The following is a 17,859-nucleotide window of genomic DNA, read 5'->3' as shown; positions in this document are numbered from 1 at the left end:
AATCTTCTCCTTATGGTAAAGAGCCTGAGTTTCCCTCGGCTCTTTGCATTTATAAAACTCTATTTCACTTCCATAATCACCGGTAAAATAGCTGGGCGACGTTTAGTTTGGTCAAAGAGGAATTTTGCTAAATCATCGCGAACAGCACTCTTAAGCTCTGCCCAGTCAAAGCTATCTTTTGTAAAATAATTTTCCACCGTTGTATTCACCAATTCTGATGCCTCACGCAAGATGTCCTTGCTCTTTTTCACGTAGACAAAACCACGGGTATTGACCTTGGCCTTGGAAATGATTTTCTTCTCACGGCGGTTGACAGTGATAGCCACGATAAAGATACCGTCTTCTGAGAGGATCTTACGGTCACGAAGGACGATATTTCCAACATCGCCTATGGCATTTCCGTCAATCATGACATCACCAGCAGGAACCGCTCCGCTATGGACAAAATCCCCCTCTTCAAAAGCCATGACATCCCCACGCTTAACGATGATAATGTTTTCTGGATACATACCGATTTCAAGCGCAGCCTTAGCGTGAGCATCCAATTGACGATACTCCCCTTGAACTGGGAAAAGATATCTAGGCTTCATGATGTTGAGCATGAGCTGCAAATCACGCGCATTGCCGTGACCAGATACACGCAGTTTTTTTGTAATGGATTTGACCGTTCCACCAGCCTTGTAAATCAAGTTTTCTACACGAGCAACAACCGCTTCTTTTGAAATACTTGGAGTGGTAACAATATAAACTAGATCACCTTCTTTGATTTCAACGTAGCGATGTCTACCGATAGACATTTTACGCAATCCATTTAACGGCTCGCCCATACGACCAGTTTCTAGAATAATCAATTCATGGTCTTCATACTTGTTCATATCCTTTGGTTTTACCAACAAGCGTTCGCTGACCAAACGAAGTTTTTTCAATTGAATCGCTGTTCGGACAATATTTTCCACATCATGTCCTGTCAACACGACACGACGACCAGTTGCTTCTGCTGCATCAAAAATCTGTTGAATACGTACAATATTGCTGGCAACTGCTGCCACAATAACACGCCCATCACAGTCAGCAATCGTATTGAGAATTTCCTCCCCAGCCTCATGCATGCTAGCTACTTGAACATTGCTATCTGCATTTGCTGAGTCTGACAAGAGGGCCAACACACCTTCGTTACCGATTTCAGCCAATCGCCCAAAATCCGTACGATAAAACTTATCTGCCGCTTGGTCAAACTTAAAGTCACCTGTATAAACGATGTTTCCCTGGTCCGTCTTAACGACAATTCCTAAACTCTCTGGAATAGAGTGGGTCGTCTGAAAGAAAGATACCACTGAATCCCCGAAATCAATTTCAGTTTCAGCATTGATAACATGGAAATCATTAAATTTCTTAGTAGCATTATTCCCCTTGACAAGTAGCTTAGCCAATTCGATCGTCAAGTGCGAACCAAATACTGGCACTTTCACTTTCTCCAAGAGATAAGGAAGCGCTCCGATAGCATCTGCATGCCCGTGAGATAAAAAGACCCCTGCTACACGATGCTTATTTTCTTCCAAATAATCGAAATTAGGGACGACTACATCCACACCTAACTGTTCATTCTCAGGATACTTTGCCCCTGCATCCAAAACAAAAATATGTTCATTCACTTCGGCAATGTACAGGTTTTTTCCATTTTCCCGCACACCTCCGAGAGCCATGATTTTTATGCTACTCATTTTTTCTCCTTTTTGGACATCCCACAGGTGTCCATTTTATTTTTCTTACCAACGGTCCTTGGGATGCCCAAGTCGAATTACAGTCTGCTATGTCGGAGCTCTATTTGCAAAAGACACACGTTGGTTCAAAATTATATTCAACCATCAACGCAACTTTTAAATAGAAATACCTAAATAGCTATCGCTTCTATTATACATTTTTTCAAGAAAATTTACAAAAAACTCCGCTGAAAATCAACGAAGTTCTACATATACATTAGTAACCATGTCCCTTATGTTCCCACTTACCACCAACATTCCACACTAAAATCCATTTCCAATCCGTATGAGTACTATTAGGCTCTAAGGTGGGCTCTGCACCCTCAGCTGCTACCTTAAAAGACGAAGTTAGGATAATAGCTTCCTCTGCACCATAGTGCTCCGCCCAGTCGTCAAATAACTTTTCATCATCGCCACCGTATCCAATGGTCAACAATTGGCAATCAGTAAAATGCTTATCAAAGTAATCTTGAACTACAAGAATAGCCGCCTCAATCTCTTTTTCCGTATACAATTCTGATTGTTCCATCGGTTCAATCTCTGCCTGATAAGCTGCTCCTGTCCGACATCCTACCAAAAAAAGACAACACAACAGACTACAAATAGCTAAACATTTTCTCATCTTTGTTACCCCAAGTCAACAATCGTTGCTGAAAAGCCAATCTCTTCTACAAAACGCAAAACATCTTCTGTCTTTACAAAAATTGTTTTCGTATTAACATTGGGGTGGAAGGTTAGAATGGGTTCAGAAAGGATTTCTTTATCAAAAAAGACTTGAATATCCTTATCAACATTATGTAACAAGCCAAAAACAGATACCGCACCCGCAGGCAAGTGCATTTTTTCCATCAAGCTATCACTCGAGGCCATCCGAATACGGTTGGCTCCCACCAAATCACGAAACTGGTCCATATCCAGCTGCTTCTGGTCATCCATGATCAGTAAATAAAATGCAGTCTTTTTCTTATTAGTCAGAAACATGGACTTGGTCCGTACTCCTTCTAGCCCTTCAATGTAACAGTCTGCTTCCTCAGTTGTCCGAGCTGGTGGATGCTCTACAATGGTGTAGTCCATTCCCAAGTCAGCTAAGCTTTCAAAAACCAATTTATCCATGACAGCACCTCTTGACATATTTAGTATATTATACTGCTTTTTAACCAAAAATTCAAAGGATAATAAAAGCCTGGATTACTCCAGACTTTAGTCAAACAACTTATAATAATCTTCCAGTTTCATCTTGGATTTTTCTTCAGCCGTTTGGTCCTGAATAATCTGACCATTTTTCATGACAATCAAGCGATTACCGTGACGCAAAGCATCTTCCATCTGATGAGTTACCATAAGCGCAGTCATTCCCTTGGTCTCAATCAATTCGTCTGTTAATTGCATCAAGGATTGGCTGGTCTTAGGGTCAAGGGCTGCAGTATGCTCATCCAAGAGTAAAAGTTCAGGCTGTTTCAAACTCGCCATTAGCAAACTCAATGCCTGGCGTTGACCACCTGAGAGGAGCCCCGCTGGCGTATCCAGATGTTTTTCCAGACCATTTCCCACTCTCGGCAAAAGCTGGGCAAATTCTTCCGTCTGTTGGGCCAATCTGCGTGGCACTAAGCCCCGTCCCTCGCCACGGTACTTAGCTATAAGTAGATTTTCTGCCACCGTCATCCGTGGTGCTGTGCCCATTTTAGGATCTTGGAAAACTCGTGCCAGATACTTAGCACGTTTTTCAGCAGGCCAATTGGTCACGTCTTCACCAAGAATATGGACAGAACCACTAGTCAAGGGTAGGGTTCCAGCAATGACATTAAAGAGGGTTGACTTCCCAGCCCCATTTCCACCCAAAATGGTAATAAAATCACCCTGGTAGATGGTCAGATTGACATTATCCAAAATCACACGTTCTTCATCAAAACCGTTTGTCACCACCTTGGTGGCATTTTTTAATTCAACAATTGCTTTCATCGTGACAGGCTGGCTCCTTTCAAGACTTTATTTTTCAACTCAGGAACCATGAGGCAGACTGCCAGAATCATGGCCGAGAAGATACGGAGGTAGCTGGTATTGATACCGAGGGAAATGACCACCAAAATTAAGAACTGATAGAAAATTGCTCCCACTACAATAGCCAAGAAGCGTTCCAACATGGTCAGATTTCCATAAATCACCTCACCGATAATCAAACTAGCCATACCGACCACAATGACACCAATACCACGCGACACATCCGCATAGCCTTCTTGTTGTGCAATCAAGGCACCTGCAAGAGCGATGATCCCATTTGAAAGAACAAGGCCTAGCAACTCCATTCGACTTGTATTGATACCAAAACTGCGTGCCATATCTGGATTATCCCCTGTTGCAATAAAGGCTTGACCAAGGCGAGTATAGAGGAAGAACATCAAGGCACCAATCACCACCGCTAGGCTACCTAGACCTAGCAAGAGACCATTGACTTGCTCAGAAAAAGGAAGGAAATCTTGTAAACGTTTGGTATTCAGTAAGCCTAGATTTGCCCTACCCATGATAAATAGAATGACAGAGTGACAGGAAGACATGACCAAGATACCAGCTAGGAGAGTGGGGATTTTCCCCTTGGTATAAAGCAAGCCTGTGACAAAGCCCGCCAAACAGCCAACAAGAACTGCTGCTAGAGTAGCCAAGATAGGATGAACTCCTTGCGTCAATAAGGTAACAGCAACCGCTCCTCCAAGCGGGAAAGAGCCCTCTGTCGTCATATCAGGAAAATTCAGAATCCGAAAGGTAACGAATATTCCCAAACCTAGTACAGCCCATAAAAGAGCCTGTGAAACTGTTGATACAATCATATTTTTCCTTTTCTCTATCTCTTATTCGATAACCTTGCTTGCTTTACTAATCACATCATCTGACAAGGTAATTCCTAATTCTTTAGCAACTTTTTGGTTGACAACAACGGTACCCTCGTTAAAGATTTGTACAGGTGTATCCTCTGGATTGGCACCATCAAGAATTTTCGCAGCCATCTTACCAGTTGCCACACCTAAGTCATATTGGCTAAGGGTAACAGATGCGATACCTCCGCCTTCTACCATATCTTCTACGCTGGTGAATATCGGAGTTTTAGTTTTATTTGCCACAGAAACGACTGTTGAAAATGCTGACGCAACTGTGTTGTCTACTGGTGTAAAGAGAACATCTGCCTTGCTGGTCGCCACTTCTACTGTGGATGCCAACTCATTGCTTGAAGCAACTGCGTATTCAAGGACAGTATAGCCTGCTTCTTCTGCTGCCGCCTTAAACTCTGCTACTTGAATTTTTGAATTGTCTTCGTTAGAAGAGTAGAGCACACCGATTGTTTTAGCATCTGGTGTGATTTCCTTGATGAGGGAAACAGCGTCTGCTACTGGTGTCTGGTCAGACACACCAGTGATATTCCCACCAGGATTTTTCAAGTCTTTGACCAAGTTGGCACCAACTGGGTCTGTTACCGCACCCATGATAATTGGCAATTCAGTCGTTGCGTTTGCCAAACCTTGTGCAGCTGGTGTCGCGATACCGATTAAGAGTTCATTACCATTGTCCACCAATTTTTTACTCATGGTCTGAACTTGCGACTGGTCAGCCTCAGCATTCATAAAATCAATGTCCAAATTATCCGTCGTTGAATAGCCACCCTCTTTTAGTCCATCCTTGATCCCCTTGTAAATCTCATCTAGTGAATCATGGGTTACGAACTGAAGAACCCCAATCTTAACTTTCTCCGTTGATGTAGATGAATTGCTCTGCTCTTTTTGTGTCATAAACAAAGCAGCAACCACCATAACCGTAAGGGCAACAATTGTAGCTAGTAAGTTTTTATTTTTCAACATATTCATTCTCCTCGTAAAATACATAATATCCAATTTCTATGTCTTCAAAATTTTATTCCACCATCGCCATCGTTTCATCATGATTACCTCATTTTGTTAATAATTGTCAAAGTAGATTGCTTTTAGATTAGGAACGGAGGCGCAGACATAACTCAATGCTTCCTCGTTTTCAAGCATTGACTTCAAACAGTCCACTGGACTGTTTGAATCAGCCAAGCCGAACGTGACGCAATATAAAAGCACTCTACGAAGACAATGGAAAAGCCCCCGCAGGAAAAAACAACCTGCGAGGGCGTCAATGACACGGTGCCACCTCACTTATGGGAATTGTCTAGAATCCTCCCATATCTCATCTCCTCTAACAAGGAGTTGCACTGTAAGGTGTGCGGACCGAACTATCATTGTTTTAAGTTCATTTGCGTGATTGATTTGGCTGATTACTCAAAGTAAGTTACAGCAAACAATCATTGTGAATTTAGGGCATTTTAGGACTAGCAGTCGAGTGAAGGCAGTACTGGTGGTACGGCAAGACCGACTAACGAGGTCATAAAATAGACATAAATGCACATCAGCCCATTTCATAAAACTCCGCCACCTGTTCCCAGTACCACAGGCTCCCTGAAGACTGCTGCTTTACTACTTCTTCTGATTACAGATGATTATACGGTATCAAAATCACTTTGTCAACACTTTTGCCGTAATTTTCTGAAAATTTTTCTGGATTGAACCAGCCATCCTATTCCCACTAAACTCCAAAGAATAAACTCTACCCAATAGAATAATTCTTGTAAGAAGGTCTTTTTATGACTGATTGTTACCGTCCCTGATTTCTCTAGTTGTACATATATTTTTCCATTATTTAGTGTTTTCTCCGATGAGACTGGCATTTTCAATTGTTTCATTCTAGCCAGCTCTTCAGAACTTCTGCTTACGGTTTCCAGTCTCGGTTGTCCACCTACTCCTCCCTCGCTATAAGTTGCTTGATACCCCTTATACCAAATGTTAGGCAAAACAAGACTGGCTACTTGACTGTCATCCATCACTTCAAACCTTATTTTCAGATGATTGTAGCCATATTGGACATCACTAATTTTTAGATTCTTCACATTTGAAAACTCTTTAAAGCTCTCTTGTCGTACTGCTTGGTTGTCAATGTCTAAAGAATAGTACTCATCTCCAACAGGATTGAGAAAAACATCACGCGGATTTTGAAAAGCTTGATACATTCGACTATTTCTATCTCTCAACATCTGAAGATTGGATTCAAATTTCGAAATCGTTGTTGGATAGACAATTGTAAAAAGATAGACTGCAAAAATGGCACCACTAATCTTTAGTATCACTTTCTTTTCCAACTCCATCAGAATGAGCAATAAAAATAAGATTGGTAAGAAAAATGAAAGTCGTTCAGTATACTGTAAACTCCCTAAAAACGTAAATTTCAAATGTGTTTCCCACGGAAGAATATCAGACATCAGAAGGTAGGTCAAACCAATAACGCCTAGAATTGACTTTGAGGCGGCTTGTAATCTTTTGAATTGGAAGAAAAAATAAAACAGGGCTAGCTTCATACAAGCATCAAATATATTCGTTAATGGTGCGAAACCAGAATGCAAGGATTCTTTTACACGAAACATCAAGGAATTGTCTACTGGAAAATTGCGAGTCATCCATGTAAAGTAGAAGGGCTGAGACTTTATTTGCTCGATATACTGAACGATATAGCCACTTGACAAAGCTAATCCAAATATAGCTGACACAGAAAATGAAATAAATGCCTTCCATTTCCATCTGGTTATCGTGCAGCATAAAAACAGAAGCGAACTAATCGCTAAGACCAGCGTTGATAGTATGTGAGTTTGAATCAGCAAGGCAATGATAATACCAAGTAAAATGGGATTGTACTCCTCTTTAAATATGACTTTGTATAGTGAGTAATACAAGGCTGGTGCTAGACCAACCGCCATAGTCATCCCAAAACCATAAGCAGGGAAGAAGCAAGCGACAATGGCTGCTAGACAGAAGCTCTCAAGACTTTTCTGACTCAGTTTTTTAAAACAGTAAAAACTACTAAGAGTGGTCAATAAAATAATCGATAGACCAAACGAAAAATAGGCAATCGTCGTATTCTTCGTTACAAGATAAACCAGTGCTGCTGGATAAAATTGCCAATTACCATAGAACATATCAGATGCATAACCTGTTCCATAGGAAAAAAGCTGATTCAAACTAGGTAGCCATTCCCCATGAGAAATGGACTGAGCCAGACCGACTAGCCTCGTCAAATGGAAATCAAAATCATAAGAACCTTCATAAGCATTGATTACAAATATGGATAGACACGCAAAAATGATTGACCATATCACTAACACTAAATAGGGTAAATAAGAATACTTTTCCAGCCAATTTTCTAGTTTCGTTTGATACATTCTTTTCGCTCACTTTCTTTATCTGTAGTCTCTTGGTTTCATCAATTTCAATTCAACTTTTTTATAGTCGTTAAATACAATACTTTTAGTTCAAATGTACGTTATAGAATAGTTTACACCATTTGTCTACTCTATACAATACTTTTTGTTAAAAAGTTATCTTTAGTGTACTTATCCACTTGTCACTTGCCTTGTATGATAAAGACGAGGTATTTATATGGAACAATCATCACATCTACAATTTTTTATTGCCCACCGTATCAAAACGCTCCGTCTAGAGCGTAAACTTAGTCAAGAAAAACTATCTGAAAAAGCTGGACTAGGTGCAAAATATATCTTCAATATTGAGAATAAAAACTACAATATTCGTATCCAAACCTTAGAAAAGATTATCGCTGCCCTGGAAGTGTCTTATGAAGAATTTTTTGAATTTGAATATCCGCTTACGGAAAATCCAAGTTTACAATTATTAGAAACATTATCGACACTACCAAAAGAAAAACAGAGTGCACTATTAACTCTGTTCAACACTATTATTCTCACTCTAAAATAAGGTTCTCCTCTCTAAAATATGATATACTAGACTGAGTTATAGCAATTAGAAAGAGGAAAACCATGTCTTTTGACGGATTTTTTTTACATCACATGACGGCTGAGTTAAGGGCCAATTTAGAAGGTGGGCGGATTCAGAAAATCAATCAGCCCTTTGAGCAGGAAATTGTCCTCAACATCCGTAGCAACCGTCAGAGCCATAAATTGCTCCTGTCCGCCCATTCGGTTTTCGGGCGGGTTCAGCTGACTCAGTCAGACTTTACCAATCCAAAGGTGCCCAATACCTTTACCATGATTCTGCGGAAATACTTGCAGGGTGCTATTATCGAGGAGATTCGTCAGTTAGACAATGACCGCATCTTAGAATTTTCGGTGTCCAACAAGGACGAGATTGGCGACCATATTCAAGCTACCTTGATTGTGGAAATCATGGGCAAGCACAGCAATATCATCTTGGTGGATAAGTCTGAACAAAAGATTATCGAGGCTATCAAGCACGTTGGTTTCTCGCAAAATTCCTACCGGACCATCTTGCCAGGCTCGACCTACATTCGTCCACCAGAGACGCATTCTCTCAATCCTTATACGGTGTCTGATGAGAAATTGTTTGAAATATTATCGACTCAGGAACTGAGTCCAAAAAATCTCCAACAGGTCTTTCAAGGTTTGGGGTGGGACACAGCTTCTGAACTAGCCAGTCACTTGCAGACGGATCGCCTGAAGAACTTCCGTGCCTTTTTTGACCAGCCAACTCAGCCCAGCCTGACAGACAAGTCCTATGCTGCTCTGCCATTTGCCAATAGCCCTGAAAACCAGCCACACTTTGAGAGCCTGAGCAGTCTGCTGGACTTCTACTATCAGGACAAGGCGGAGCGGGATCGGGTGGCCCAGCAGGCCAATGAGCTGATCAAGCGGGTAGCCAGTGAGTTGGAGAAAAATCGCAAGAAGCTGGTCAAGCAGGAGCAGGAATTGGCGGATACGGAAGGTGCGGAGTTGGTGCGGCAGAAGGGTGAGCTCTTGACCACCTATCTGCATCAAGTGCCCAATGACCAGTCGAGTGTGCGGTTAGACAACTACTATACGGGCGAGGAACTGGAGATTGAGTTGGATGTGGCTTTGACTCCTAGCCAGAATGCCCAGCGTTACTTCAAGAAATACCAGAAACTCAAGGAGGCAGTCAAGCACTTGACCAGCTTGATTGAGGAGACCAAGGCAACCATTGTCTATCTGGAGTCCGTTGACACCATGCTGGGACAGGCTAGTCTGGCTGAAATTGATGAAATCCGTGAGGAATTGATTGAAACAGGCTACCTCAAGCGCCGCCACCGTGAGAAAATCCATAAACGCCAGAAACCTGAGCGTTACTTGGCGACGGACGGGAAGACTATTATTCTGGTAGGAAAAAATAACCTGCAAAATGATGAGTTGACCTTCAAAATGGCAAAGAAAGGCGAACTCTGGTTCCATGCCAAAGACATTCCAGGCAGTCATGTGGTCATCACTGACAACTTGGACCCAAGCGACGAGGTCAAGACCGATGCGGCGGAGTTAGCCGCCTACTTCTCTAAGGCCAGACATTCCAATCTGGTCCAAGTCGATATGATCGAAGCCAAAAAACTCCATAAGCCAACAGGTGGCAAGCCAGGTTTTGTGACCTACCGCGGTCAGAAGACTCTCCGCGTCACCCCAACTGAAGACAAAATAAAATCCATGAAAATCTAGCTCATGGATTTTTCTGTATTGAAACCTACTCCGCCTTATCAATATCTTCTCTAACTTCCTTAGCGTTGAACTTAGCAAAAAGATACTGGCGGTCTTGAACAGGAAAACGTTGGTCTAGTTGATCTACTGGTCCCACTTCCACCATTCCTTCTGAGATAACATAATCCATGACATGCCCGCCAAATGTCAAATCATCCGAAATAAAATGCAAATGATAGCCAGCCACACTGACCCCGTGAAAAATTTCTGGTGTCCAAATACCAACAATGGTGCCTGAAATATTCTCGGCCGTGTATTCAGGCTGGCGACTTGCCACCTCCGCAAATCGAACATCAGAAGCCGATTTTGGAATCATGCGGACATGCATCCGTGAAAACGTCCCTTTGATTTTGATAGAACGAAAAAGATTTTCGCCATCATAATAGGATTCAATCCGCTGGTGCAATTCATCGCTAGTCATTTCAAAGCGTTGTTTGAAAATCACTTCTGCCTCATGGAAAATGACCGCCGCATAGGGAACTTTTATATCGGCAGGAACTTCAACCACTTCTGGTTTCTCCCCTGCTCCCTTGGCCTGATAAGCCTTTCCATCCAAAACAATCAGCTCGCCATCAATGGAATCCAGGGTTCCCAAACCCAAATCACCATGTTCCAACAATTCGCCAACCGTCAAGGAGCCGCCATACAGTCCAGCCATTAAGGCACCTAAGGTATTGTATTGAAATAATCGATTTACTTGCATATCCTACTCTTCATTCAAAAATTCTTGCATGGTTAAATCGTCTGGCACCAATTGGATATAACGACTAGCTTGCTCTTTTGCCTCATCCAAACGACCAAGTTGACGTAAAACCGCTACGTAATCAGCCAAAAATTCAGGATTCTCAGCCAATTCTCCAGCCAATTCATCGTAAAGCTCAATAGCTTCATCGTCTCTTTCTAGAGCTTGATAAGCCTTGGCCATATTCCAGCGAGCTAGAACGTTATCTACCTCTTCATCAAATAAAGCCACAACCTCTTCAAATCGTTCCTGCTCAAGATACAAATTGGACAAGCGCAGAGCGAGTTCGTTACTATCATCTGCCACCTCTTTTGCCCGTAGAAGATAATCTTCTGCCCCCGCCTCGTCATGCAATTCATAGGCATACTGAGAAGCCTGAAGCAAGAGATTGGCATCAAAGTCATTTTTCGCCAGGCCTTTTTGAGTCATAGCCAAGGCTTCATCAATTTTATGCTCGGCATGAAGCGACTGAGCATAGGCATATTCATAGCCCTCAAAATCAGGATTGATGGTATCCAACTGCTTGAAATAGAGATTGGCCTTTTGGTATTCTTCTCGTTCAAATAGCAGAGCTGCCAATTCAAAGACCGTCTGATCATCGTATTCCAACTCAACAGCTTTTTCCAAAAATTCAATCGCCGCTTCAAATTTCCCTAAACTTGCATAGGCAATACCAATTCGCTGATAGGTAGAAACTCCCGTTAATTCGTAGATTTCACGATTATCCAGCTGGGCATAGTAGGAAATAGCCTCATTAAAAAGCTCCAGTTCCATATCCAATTCTGCTAAGCCAAAGAGGATGATGGGTTCATCTGATAAGTGACTTGCTTCTAACAATTTTTCACGCGCCACATCCGACAAGCCTTCTGCCTGATACAGGTCCGCCTTAACCAACAAGGCTTCCACATAGACAGAACTGTCTTCCGAAATTTCCTCCAAGTATCCGAAAGATTCTTCAACCAAGCCATCTTCAAATGCTATTTGAGCAAGATTGATCAGTACTTCGGGAAATTCTTCTTTGACCTGTTCATAGATTTGTCTAGCCTGTGGGAAAAAACCAATGCCTTCTAAGTAGGCTGCCAAGGACAAAAGTGTTTCGCTATCATCTTGCACCAAGGCGCGCTTGAAATACTTATCTGCCTTGTCTAAATCCTGTTGTTCCAAACAAACCAACATTTTTTCACTATTGTTCATTCACAACCTCATTTTCTTCATCTTCATACAAACTACTGTGTGCCTTGTACCATTCAAATGCCGCTTTCACTAAAACCTTAATAGAGGCATATATTGGAATTCCCAGAAGAACTCCTAGGACACCGTACATCTGACCAGCTGTCAATAATACAAATAAAATGGTAATCGGATGAATACTTAGGGAGCTTCCGATAATCAATGGCGTCACAAAACGACCTTCGATAGTCTGCTCAATCATAAAGACTACTAAAACCTTTATCAACATGATTGGACCAGCAATCAATCCTAAAATAACAGCTGGAATCATGGCCAAGAAAGAACCCAAATACGGAATTAGATTGAGGAAACCAGCCATCACCCCCAAAGTTATTGGATAGCTAAGACCAATGATTGAGAACATCACTGAGAACATCAGGGCAACAATAATCGCAACGGTCACCTGACCACGAACATAGTTTGATAATTGCCCATTCACATCTGATAGCACTGCTCCAATCGGTTCTCTCCACTTGGTTGGTAGATATTGGGTGATGTGTTTATTCAAATACTGACCATCCCGTAACAGATAAAAGAGAATAAAAGGCATAATCAGAACAGCAACAATAATTTGAGATGCTGTCGAAATCAAATTACTTGCCCAGTTCACAGCACTTGTTGAAAATTTTTGCGCATAAGCAACTGCTTGATCATTGACCTTATTTAACAATTCCAATGCAGTAGGACGAAACTGTTCAAATCTCTGGTCCTGCAATAAGCTCGTCACTTGCCCTTCGATTTTTTGGATATTTGCTGGCAGGTTTTGCGCAAAGGATGTCACTTGCTCTTGAATACTCGGAATTGCCACCGCCAGTCCCCATATAATGAGAAGACTGATTAAAACAAAGAGAATGGAAATACCAACTGTACGAGAAATTTTATGCTTTTCCATCCAGTCAACCATCGGATTTAATAGGTAATACAAAAGACCTGTTAAAATCATCGGTAACAATACAATTTCTAAAAAGCTTCCTATTGGTCTGAATAAAAAACTAATTTTACTAAAAATAAATATGGTCAAAAAAGTCAGCAAGGTTACCAATAAAAATGTCACCGCTTGGCTATTTAAAAACAAGCGGAAAAACCAAGTCAGACTAAATTTTTGATGCTTATCTTCCATCTAATACACTCCTAGTCTTTTTTTCTATTGTAACATGGAGAAAGGATTTTTGTAAAAATCAACTACAGAATTTATACGACTTTCTCAGAAAAACATGGTATAATTTTATCAATCATTTCCAAAAAGGAGAATCCTATGACTATCTATTTCGGTACCTATACAAAACGTGAATCAAAAGGAATTTATAAAGCTGATTTTGATGCTGAAACAGGACAACTTAGCAATCTAGAATTGGTCACTGAAGAACCTAACCCTACCTACCTTGCCTTTGATAAGGCCGGACATCTATACTCCGTCGGCGCTGAAAATGGTCTAGGAGGTATCGCTGCCTTTAATGCTGATTATACTCTACTCAACCATGTTGTATCAGAGGGCGCACCACTTTGCTATGTCGCTGTAGATGAAGCAAGAGATTTAGTTTATGGCTCCAATTACCACAAAGGACAACTACTTGTTTATAAACGTTTGGCGGATGGTTCGCTAGAATTAGCTGATGTCGCTCAACACGAAGGATCTGGGTCGCACGAAAACCAAGCCTCCGCCCATGTTCACTTTTCTGATTTGACGCCCGATAAATTTTTAGTAACCTGTGATTTAGGATGTGATCAAGTGGTAACCTATAAGGTATCTGACCAAGGAAAAGTAGAGAAAATCGCAACCTATCAGGCTGCGCCAGGAAGTGGTCCACGTCACATTGTCTTCCATCCTGTCGCAAAAATCGCCTATCTCATCTGTGAACTCAATTCAACTATTGAGGTGCTTATCTATGACGGCTGGGGACAATTTGAACACCTACAAACTGTCTCTACTCTCCCAGAAGACCATACTGGTTTCAACGGAACTGCCGCTATTCGCATCACAAAGGATGGTAAATTTATTTATGGATCCAACCGCGGAAACGACTCTATCGCAGTCTACAAAACGCTTGCTGATGCCAGCTTAGAATTAGTTGAAATCGTCCCAACAAATGGGAAAACTCCTCGCGATTTCACGCTTAGTCCTGATGAAAAGCATTTGATTGTTGTCCATCAAGATTCTGACAATGCAACTGTATTTGAGAGAGATACCGAAAATGGCTGTTTGACTGAGCTTTCACACGATTTCTATGTTCCTGAAGCAGTTTGCGTTACATTTTTATAAGTCGTTTCAGTTGTGAAATCCGTCCAGTTTTGGTTTAATAGTTTCATAGGAGGTGTTTTCACCATGAATCCAGTAGATCTTTTTAACCAAGTAAAAGAATTGATTGCAAACAAAGACTTTGATGGTGCAAAACAATTTATCGAAGAAAACAAAGACCAATTTGGTGAATACTTGGAACAGGCAAAAGGCTTGTTATCAGGTTCTGAAGGTGTTAACGGTCTTTTAGATAAAGTTAAAGGCTTGTTCTAATACATGTAAAAACTAGGTTGAGAATGTTCAGTCTAGTTTTTTTGTTTGTTCAAAAATATTTGTTATCTCTTGCAATGAAGGAATTACCCAATCGCTCTTCAACTTATCATTCTCACCAGCATGCTTCCCAAAACCTGTCAATATCCGTACAGTCCACATTCCTAAAGATTTAGCAGGTAGAATATCATTATCGTACCTATCCCCAACATAGACAACTCTATCAGCAGGGATGTTTGCCTTTTGCAATGCAAGTGTGAAAATAGTTGTATCTGGTTTAGATAACCCAACCTCTTCAGAGAGGATGATGAGTTGAAAATATAGTCGAATGAATTAGCTTTCAGACAAGGAACTGAGGCGCAGGCTATACTAAAGTATGGCAAGGCGAAAGTGACGATGTATCAAAGATAATTCAAATGACTTTAAGACTCAATTCCCCACTCTTTAAGCAGATTTCTAACACTACTAGACTGATTGGCAACAATCCCCAATCGATAGTTTTGTGATAACTTCTCTAGAGCATCTATTGTTTCAGGATACAGGCTCACACCCTCATTTGTCCATAAAGGACGTGGCTCGGTCGGTGCAAAATAGTGCCAGGTCGCACGAATGGGATCCAGCGACTTATGAGCATACTCCACCATTTTCTTTTTATAAGAATCTGATGAAACCTCTATATCCAGAGACTCTAACTTCTTCACACACTTGTCTATATAATAACCATAAGCAGCCTCTTCATCTAAAAGCGTCGAACCCAAATCAAAAAATATCCACTCTATCATCCCACTCTCCATCTCTTTTCAACATGAGAATACTTAAGTTGATCTACCTTTTTAGAATATCATTTTATCAATATCAAGGCAAAGAAAACTCCCTAGGAAAACCTAGAGAGTTTTACTAATCCCTCACTATACTAGCTCGGGGATAAAACAGTCTCCCAGACATTGAAAACAAGTCCGAAAATCTTCGGACTTGTTTTTACTATAACCCTCGTTATTCTAACTCGGGGATAAATTAGTACACTGTACTTGGAAAAAACAAGTCTGGAAATTTCCAGACTTGTTCTTATTATAACCTTCGCTATGCTAGCTCAGGGATAAAACAGTCTCCCAGACTGTTTTATTTTTTCAAGTTGTAGAATGAGTTCAAGCCTTTGTAGACTGCAACTTCACCAAGTTGGTCTTCGATACGAAGCAATTGGTTGTATTTAGCGATACGGTCTGTACGTGACAATGAACCAGTCTTGATTTGGCCTGCGTTAGTTGCAACTGCGATGTCAGCGATTGTTGAATCTTCAGTTTCACCTGAACGGTGTGATACAACGGCAGTGTAGCCAGCTTCTTTAGCCATTTCGATAGCTTCAAATGTTTCAGTAAGAGTACCGATTTGGTTAACTTTGATAAGGATTGAGTTAGCAGCACCTTCTTTGATACCACGTGCAAGGTAGTCAGTGTTTGTTACGAAGAAGTCGTCACCAACCAATTGAACGCGTTTACCAAGACGCTCAGTAAGAGCTTTCCAGCCATCCCAGTCGTTCTCATCCATACCATCTTCGATAGTGATGATTGGGTATTTGTTAACCAATTCTTCAAGGTAATCAATTTGCTCTGCAGAAGTACGAACAGCAGCGCCCTCACCTTCGAATTTAGTGTAGTCGTAAACTTTACGCTCTTTGTCGTAGAATTCAGATGACGCACAGTCGAAACCAATCATGATGCCGTTTTCGCCAGCTTCGTAACCAGCAGCTTCGATAGCTTCGATGATTGTTTCAACACCGTCTTCAGTTCCTTCGAACTTAGGAGCGAAACCACCTTCGTCACCAACAGCTGTTACCAAACCACGAGCTTTCAAGATTTTCTTCAAAGCATGGAATACTTCAGCACCCCAACGAAGACCTTCTTTGAATGAAGGAGCGCCAACTGGCAAGATCATGAATTCTTGGAAAGCGATTGGAGCGTCTGAGTGAGAACCACCGTTGATGATGTTCATCATTGGAGTTGGCAATACTTTAGTGTTGAATCCACCAAGGTAAGTGTAAAGTGGCACTTCAAGGTAGTCAGCAGCAGCACGCGCAACAGCGATAGAAACACCGAGGATTGCGTTTGCACCCAATTTACCTTTGTTAGGAGTACCGTCAAGAGCGATCATAGCGCGGTCGATAGCTTGTTGATCACGAACGTCAAAACCGATGATAGCGTCAGCAATCACGTTGTTCACATTGTCAACAGCTTTTTGAGTACCAAGACCAAGGTAACGAGATTTGTCACCGTCGCGAAGCTCAACTGCTTCGTGCTCACCAGTAGAAGCTCCTGAAGGAACCATACCACGTCCGAAAGCACCTGATTCAGTATAAACTTCAACTTCAAGTGTAGGGTTACCGCGTGAGTCAAGGACTTCGCGAGCGTAAACATCAGTAATAATTGACATTATATTACTCTCCTTTGAGTTTAAAATAGTTACATAGCTATCATACCCTAAAAGAAGGGATTTTTCAAGAAAAAACAGGTTATTTTACTGAAAGAAATAATGTAAACGCCTTCCTTTGCATTTATACTGGGATATGCTATACTAAGACTATGACTGATTTACATACTACAATTTTACAAAAAGCCTCTGGTGAAACCCGTATAAACCCTGATGAACAGCGCTTATACATGGGAACCTATCGCGAACGGGTTGTCCTGATCGTTTCCTTTGACGATTTGAGTAGTGAAGTCGTCGGAAATAAGTTCGATACAATTTGCCAAAAACTAGCAAACAGCTACTCTCCTCTATTCCTCAAACTCTCGCCAGCCCTGTCTGACAAGCAACAAATTTCACTACTAAAAATTGCTCAGAACTTCGGCATTACTACTGCTATCATCGATGAAAAAATAGGGCAATCTCCCTACGCACTTGTCTTTCACACAAATCACGCTGTGGATAATGAAGAAGTTAGCTTAGAATCCATATTTCCAAATCTTATCTCAAAACCAGAAGAAAAAAAGGAAGAGAAAAAACCTTCCTTCTGGAAAAAATTATTTGGTTAGACTTA

The 17,859-nt window shown here is 41.3% G+C and carries 16 protein-coding genes and 2 pseudogenes; 5 read left to right on the top strand and 13 right to left on the bottom strand.

Going from position 1 to position 17,859, the window contains the following annotated elements:
* Positions 1-59: 59 nt before the first annotated feature.
* The 7 genes from CWM22_04370 to CWM22_04340 all read right to left on the bottom strand — a co-directional run bounded on the left by CWM22_04370 (position 60) and on the right by CWM22_04340 (position 8,034).
* A complete protein-coding gene (locus tag CWM22_04370; protein ID AUC91197.1) occupies positions 60-1,721 on the bottom strand; it encodes a ribonuclease J in 1,662 nt (553 codons plus the stop codon).
* 256 nt (positions 1,722-1,977) lie between these two features.
* A complete protein-coding gene (locus CWM22_04365; GenBank protein AUC91196.1) occupies positions 1,978-2,382 on the bottom strand; it encodes a hypothetical protein in 405 nt (134 codons plus the stop codon).
* A gap of 5 nt (positions 2,383-2,387) precedes the next feature.
* The gene (locus tag CWM22_04360; GenBank protein AUC91195.1) at positions 2,388-2,873 is read right to left on the bottom strand and encodes a prolyl-tRNA editing protein; all 486 of its coding nucleotides are present in this window, start codon (positions 2,871-2,873) and stop codon (positions 2,388-2,390) included.
* A gap of 87 nt (positions 2,874-2,960) precedes the next feature.
* Positions 2,961-3,719 carry a phosphonate ABC transporter ATP-binding protein gene (locus CWM22_04355; GenBank protein AUC91194.1) on the bottom strand — a complete coding sequence of 253 codons (759 nt, stop codon included), beginning with the start codon at positions 3,717-3,719 and terminating at the stop codon, positions 2,961-2,963.
* A complete protein-coding gene (locus CWM22_04350) occupies positions 3,716-4,582 on the bottom strand; it encodes a branched-chain amino acid ABC transporter permease (GenBank protein AUC91193.1) in 867 nt (288 codons plus the stop codon). The genes CWM22_04355 and CWM22_04350 overlap by 4 nt, the downstream gene beginning before the upstream one ends.
* Positions 4,583-4,603: 21 nt before the next feature.
* Complete coding sequence (locus tag CWM22_04345; GenBank protein AUC91192.1) at positions 4,604-5,605, bottom strand: peptide ABC transporter substrate-binding protein; 1,002 nt, start codon at positions 5,603-5,605, stop codon at positions 4,604-4,606.
* Between the two features lie 683 nt (positions 5,606-6,288).
* A complete protein-coding gene (locus CWM22_04340) occupies positions 6,289-8,034 on the bottom strand; it encodes a hypothetical protein (GenBank protein ID AUC91191.1) in 1,746 nt (581 codons plus the stop codon).
* 217 nt (positions 8,035-8,251) lie between these two features.
* Between CWM22_04340 and CWM22_04335 the strand changes: the two genes are divergently transcribed.
* Positions 8,252-8,587 (top strand): XRE family transcriptional regulator, encoded by a 336-nt coding sequence (locus tag CWM22_04335; protein AUC91190.1) that lies wholly within the window; start codon positions 8,252-8,254, stop codon positions 8,585-8,587.
* A 62-nt stretch (positions 8,588-8,649) separates the two neighbouring features.
* Positions 8,650-10,308 carry a hypothetical protein gene (locus CWM22_04330; protein ID AUC91189.1) on the top strand — a complete coding sequence of 553 codons (1,659 nt, stop codon included), beginning with the start codon at positions 8,650-8,652 and terminating at the stop codon, positions 10,306-10,308.
* 25 nt (positions 10,309-10,333) lie between these two features.
* Here CWM22_04330 and budA read toward each other — a convergent pair whose 3' ends face one another.
* From budA to CWM22_04315, 3 genes are read right to left on the bottom strand one after another with little or no spacing between them, the layout of a single operon-like run.
* On the bottom strand, positions 10,334-11,050 hold the full coding sequence (gene budA, locus CWM22_04325; protein ID AUC91188.1) for an acetolactate decarboxylase: 717 nt from the start codon (positions 11,048-11,050) through the stop codon (positions 10,334-10,336).
* A gap of 3 nt (positions 11,051-11,053) precedes the next feature.
* The gene (locus CWM22_04320) at positions 11,054-12,283 is read right to left on the bottom strand and encodes a hypothetical protein (protein ID AUC91187.1); all 1,230 of its coding nucleotides are present in this window, start codon (positions 12,281-12,283) and stop codon (positions 11,054-11,056) included.
* On the bottom strand, positions 12,273-13,439 hold the full coding sequence (locus CWM22_04315; GenBank protein AUC91186.1) for an AI-2E family transporter: 1,167 nt from the start codon (positions 13,437-13,439) through the stop codon (positions 12,273-12,275). Before CWM22_04315 ends, CWM22_04320 begins: the two co-directional genes overlap by 11 nt.
* 135 nt (positions 13,440-13,574) lie before the next feature.
* Between CWM22_04315 and CWM22_04310 the strand changes: the two genes are divergently transcribed.
* The gene (locus tag CWM22_04310) at positions 13,575-14,579 is read left to right on the top strand and encodes a hypothetical protein (protein AUC91185.1); all 1,005 of its coding nucleotides are present in this window, start codon (positions 13,575-13,577) and stop codon (positions 14,577-14,579) included.
* Positions 14,580-14,642: 63 nt separating this feature from the next.
* Positions 14,643-14,828 (top strand): hypothetical protein, encoded by a 186-nt coding sequence (locus tag CWM22_04305; protein ID AUC91184.1) that lies wholly within the window; start codon positions 14,643-14,645, stop codon positions 14,826-14,828.
* Between the two features lie 27 nt (positions 14,829-14,855).
* Here CWM22_04305 and CWM22_04300 read toward each other — a convergent pair.
* The 3 genes and pseudogenes from CWM22_04300 to CWM22_04290 form a co-directional block, all read right to left on the bottom strand.
* Positions 14,856-15,146, bottom strand: a pseudogene (locus CWM22_04300) (haloacid dehalogenase).
* A 104-nt stretch (positions 15,147-15,250) separates the two neighbouring features.
* Positions 15,251-15,607, bottom strand: a pseudogene (locus tag CWM22_04295) (haloacid dehalogenase).
* A 337-nt stretch (positions 15,608-15,944) separates the two neighbouring features.
* A complete protein-coding gene (locus tag CWM22_04290; GenBank protein AUC91183.1) occupies positions 15,945-17,252 on the bottom strand; it encodes an enolase in 1,308 nt (435 codons plus the stop codon).
* Between the two features lie 149 nt (positions 17,253-17,401).
* Between CWM22_04290 and CWM22_04285 the strand changes: the two genes are divergently transcribed.
* The gene (locus CWM22_04285; GenBank protein ID AUC91182.1) at positions 17,402-17,854 is read left to right on the top strand and encodes a DUF1694 domain-containing protein; all 453 of its coding nucleotides are present in this window, start codon (positions 17,402-17,404) and stop codon (positions 17,852-17,854) included.
* Positions 17,855-17,859: the final 5 nt, after the last annotated feature.

It is taken from the genome of Streptococcus suis (assembly GCA_002831545.1).
In the GTDB taxonomy this organism is placed as follows: domain Bacteria; phylum Bacillota; class Bacilli; order Lactobacillales; family Streptococcaceae; genus Streptococcus; species Streptococcus suis_P.
The sequence above is the reverse complement of the archived record's forward strand: the minus strand, read 5'-3'. Positions and strand labels throughout refer to the sequence as shown.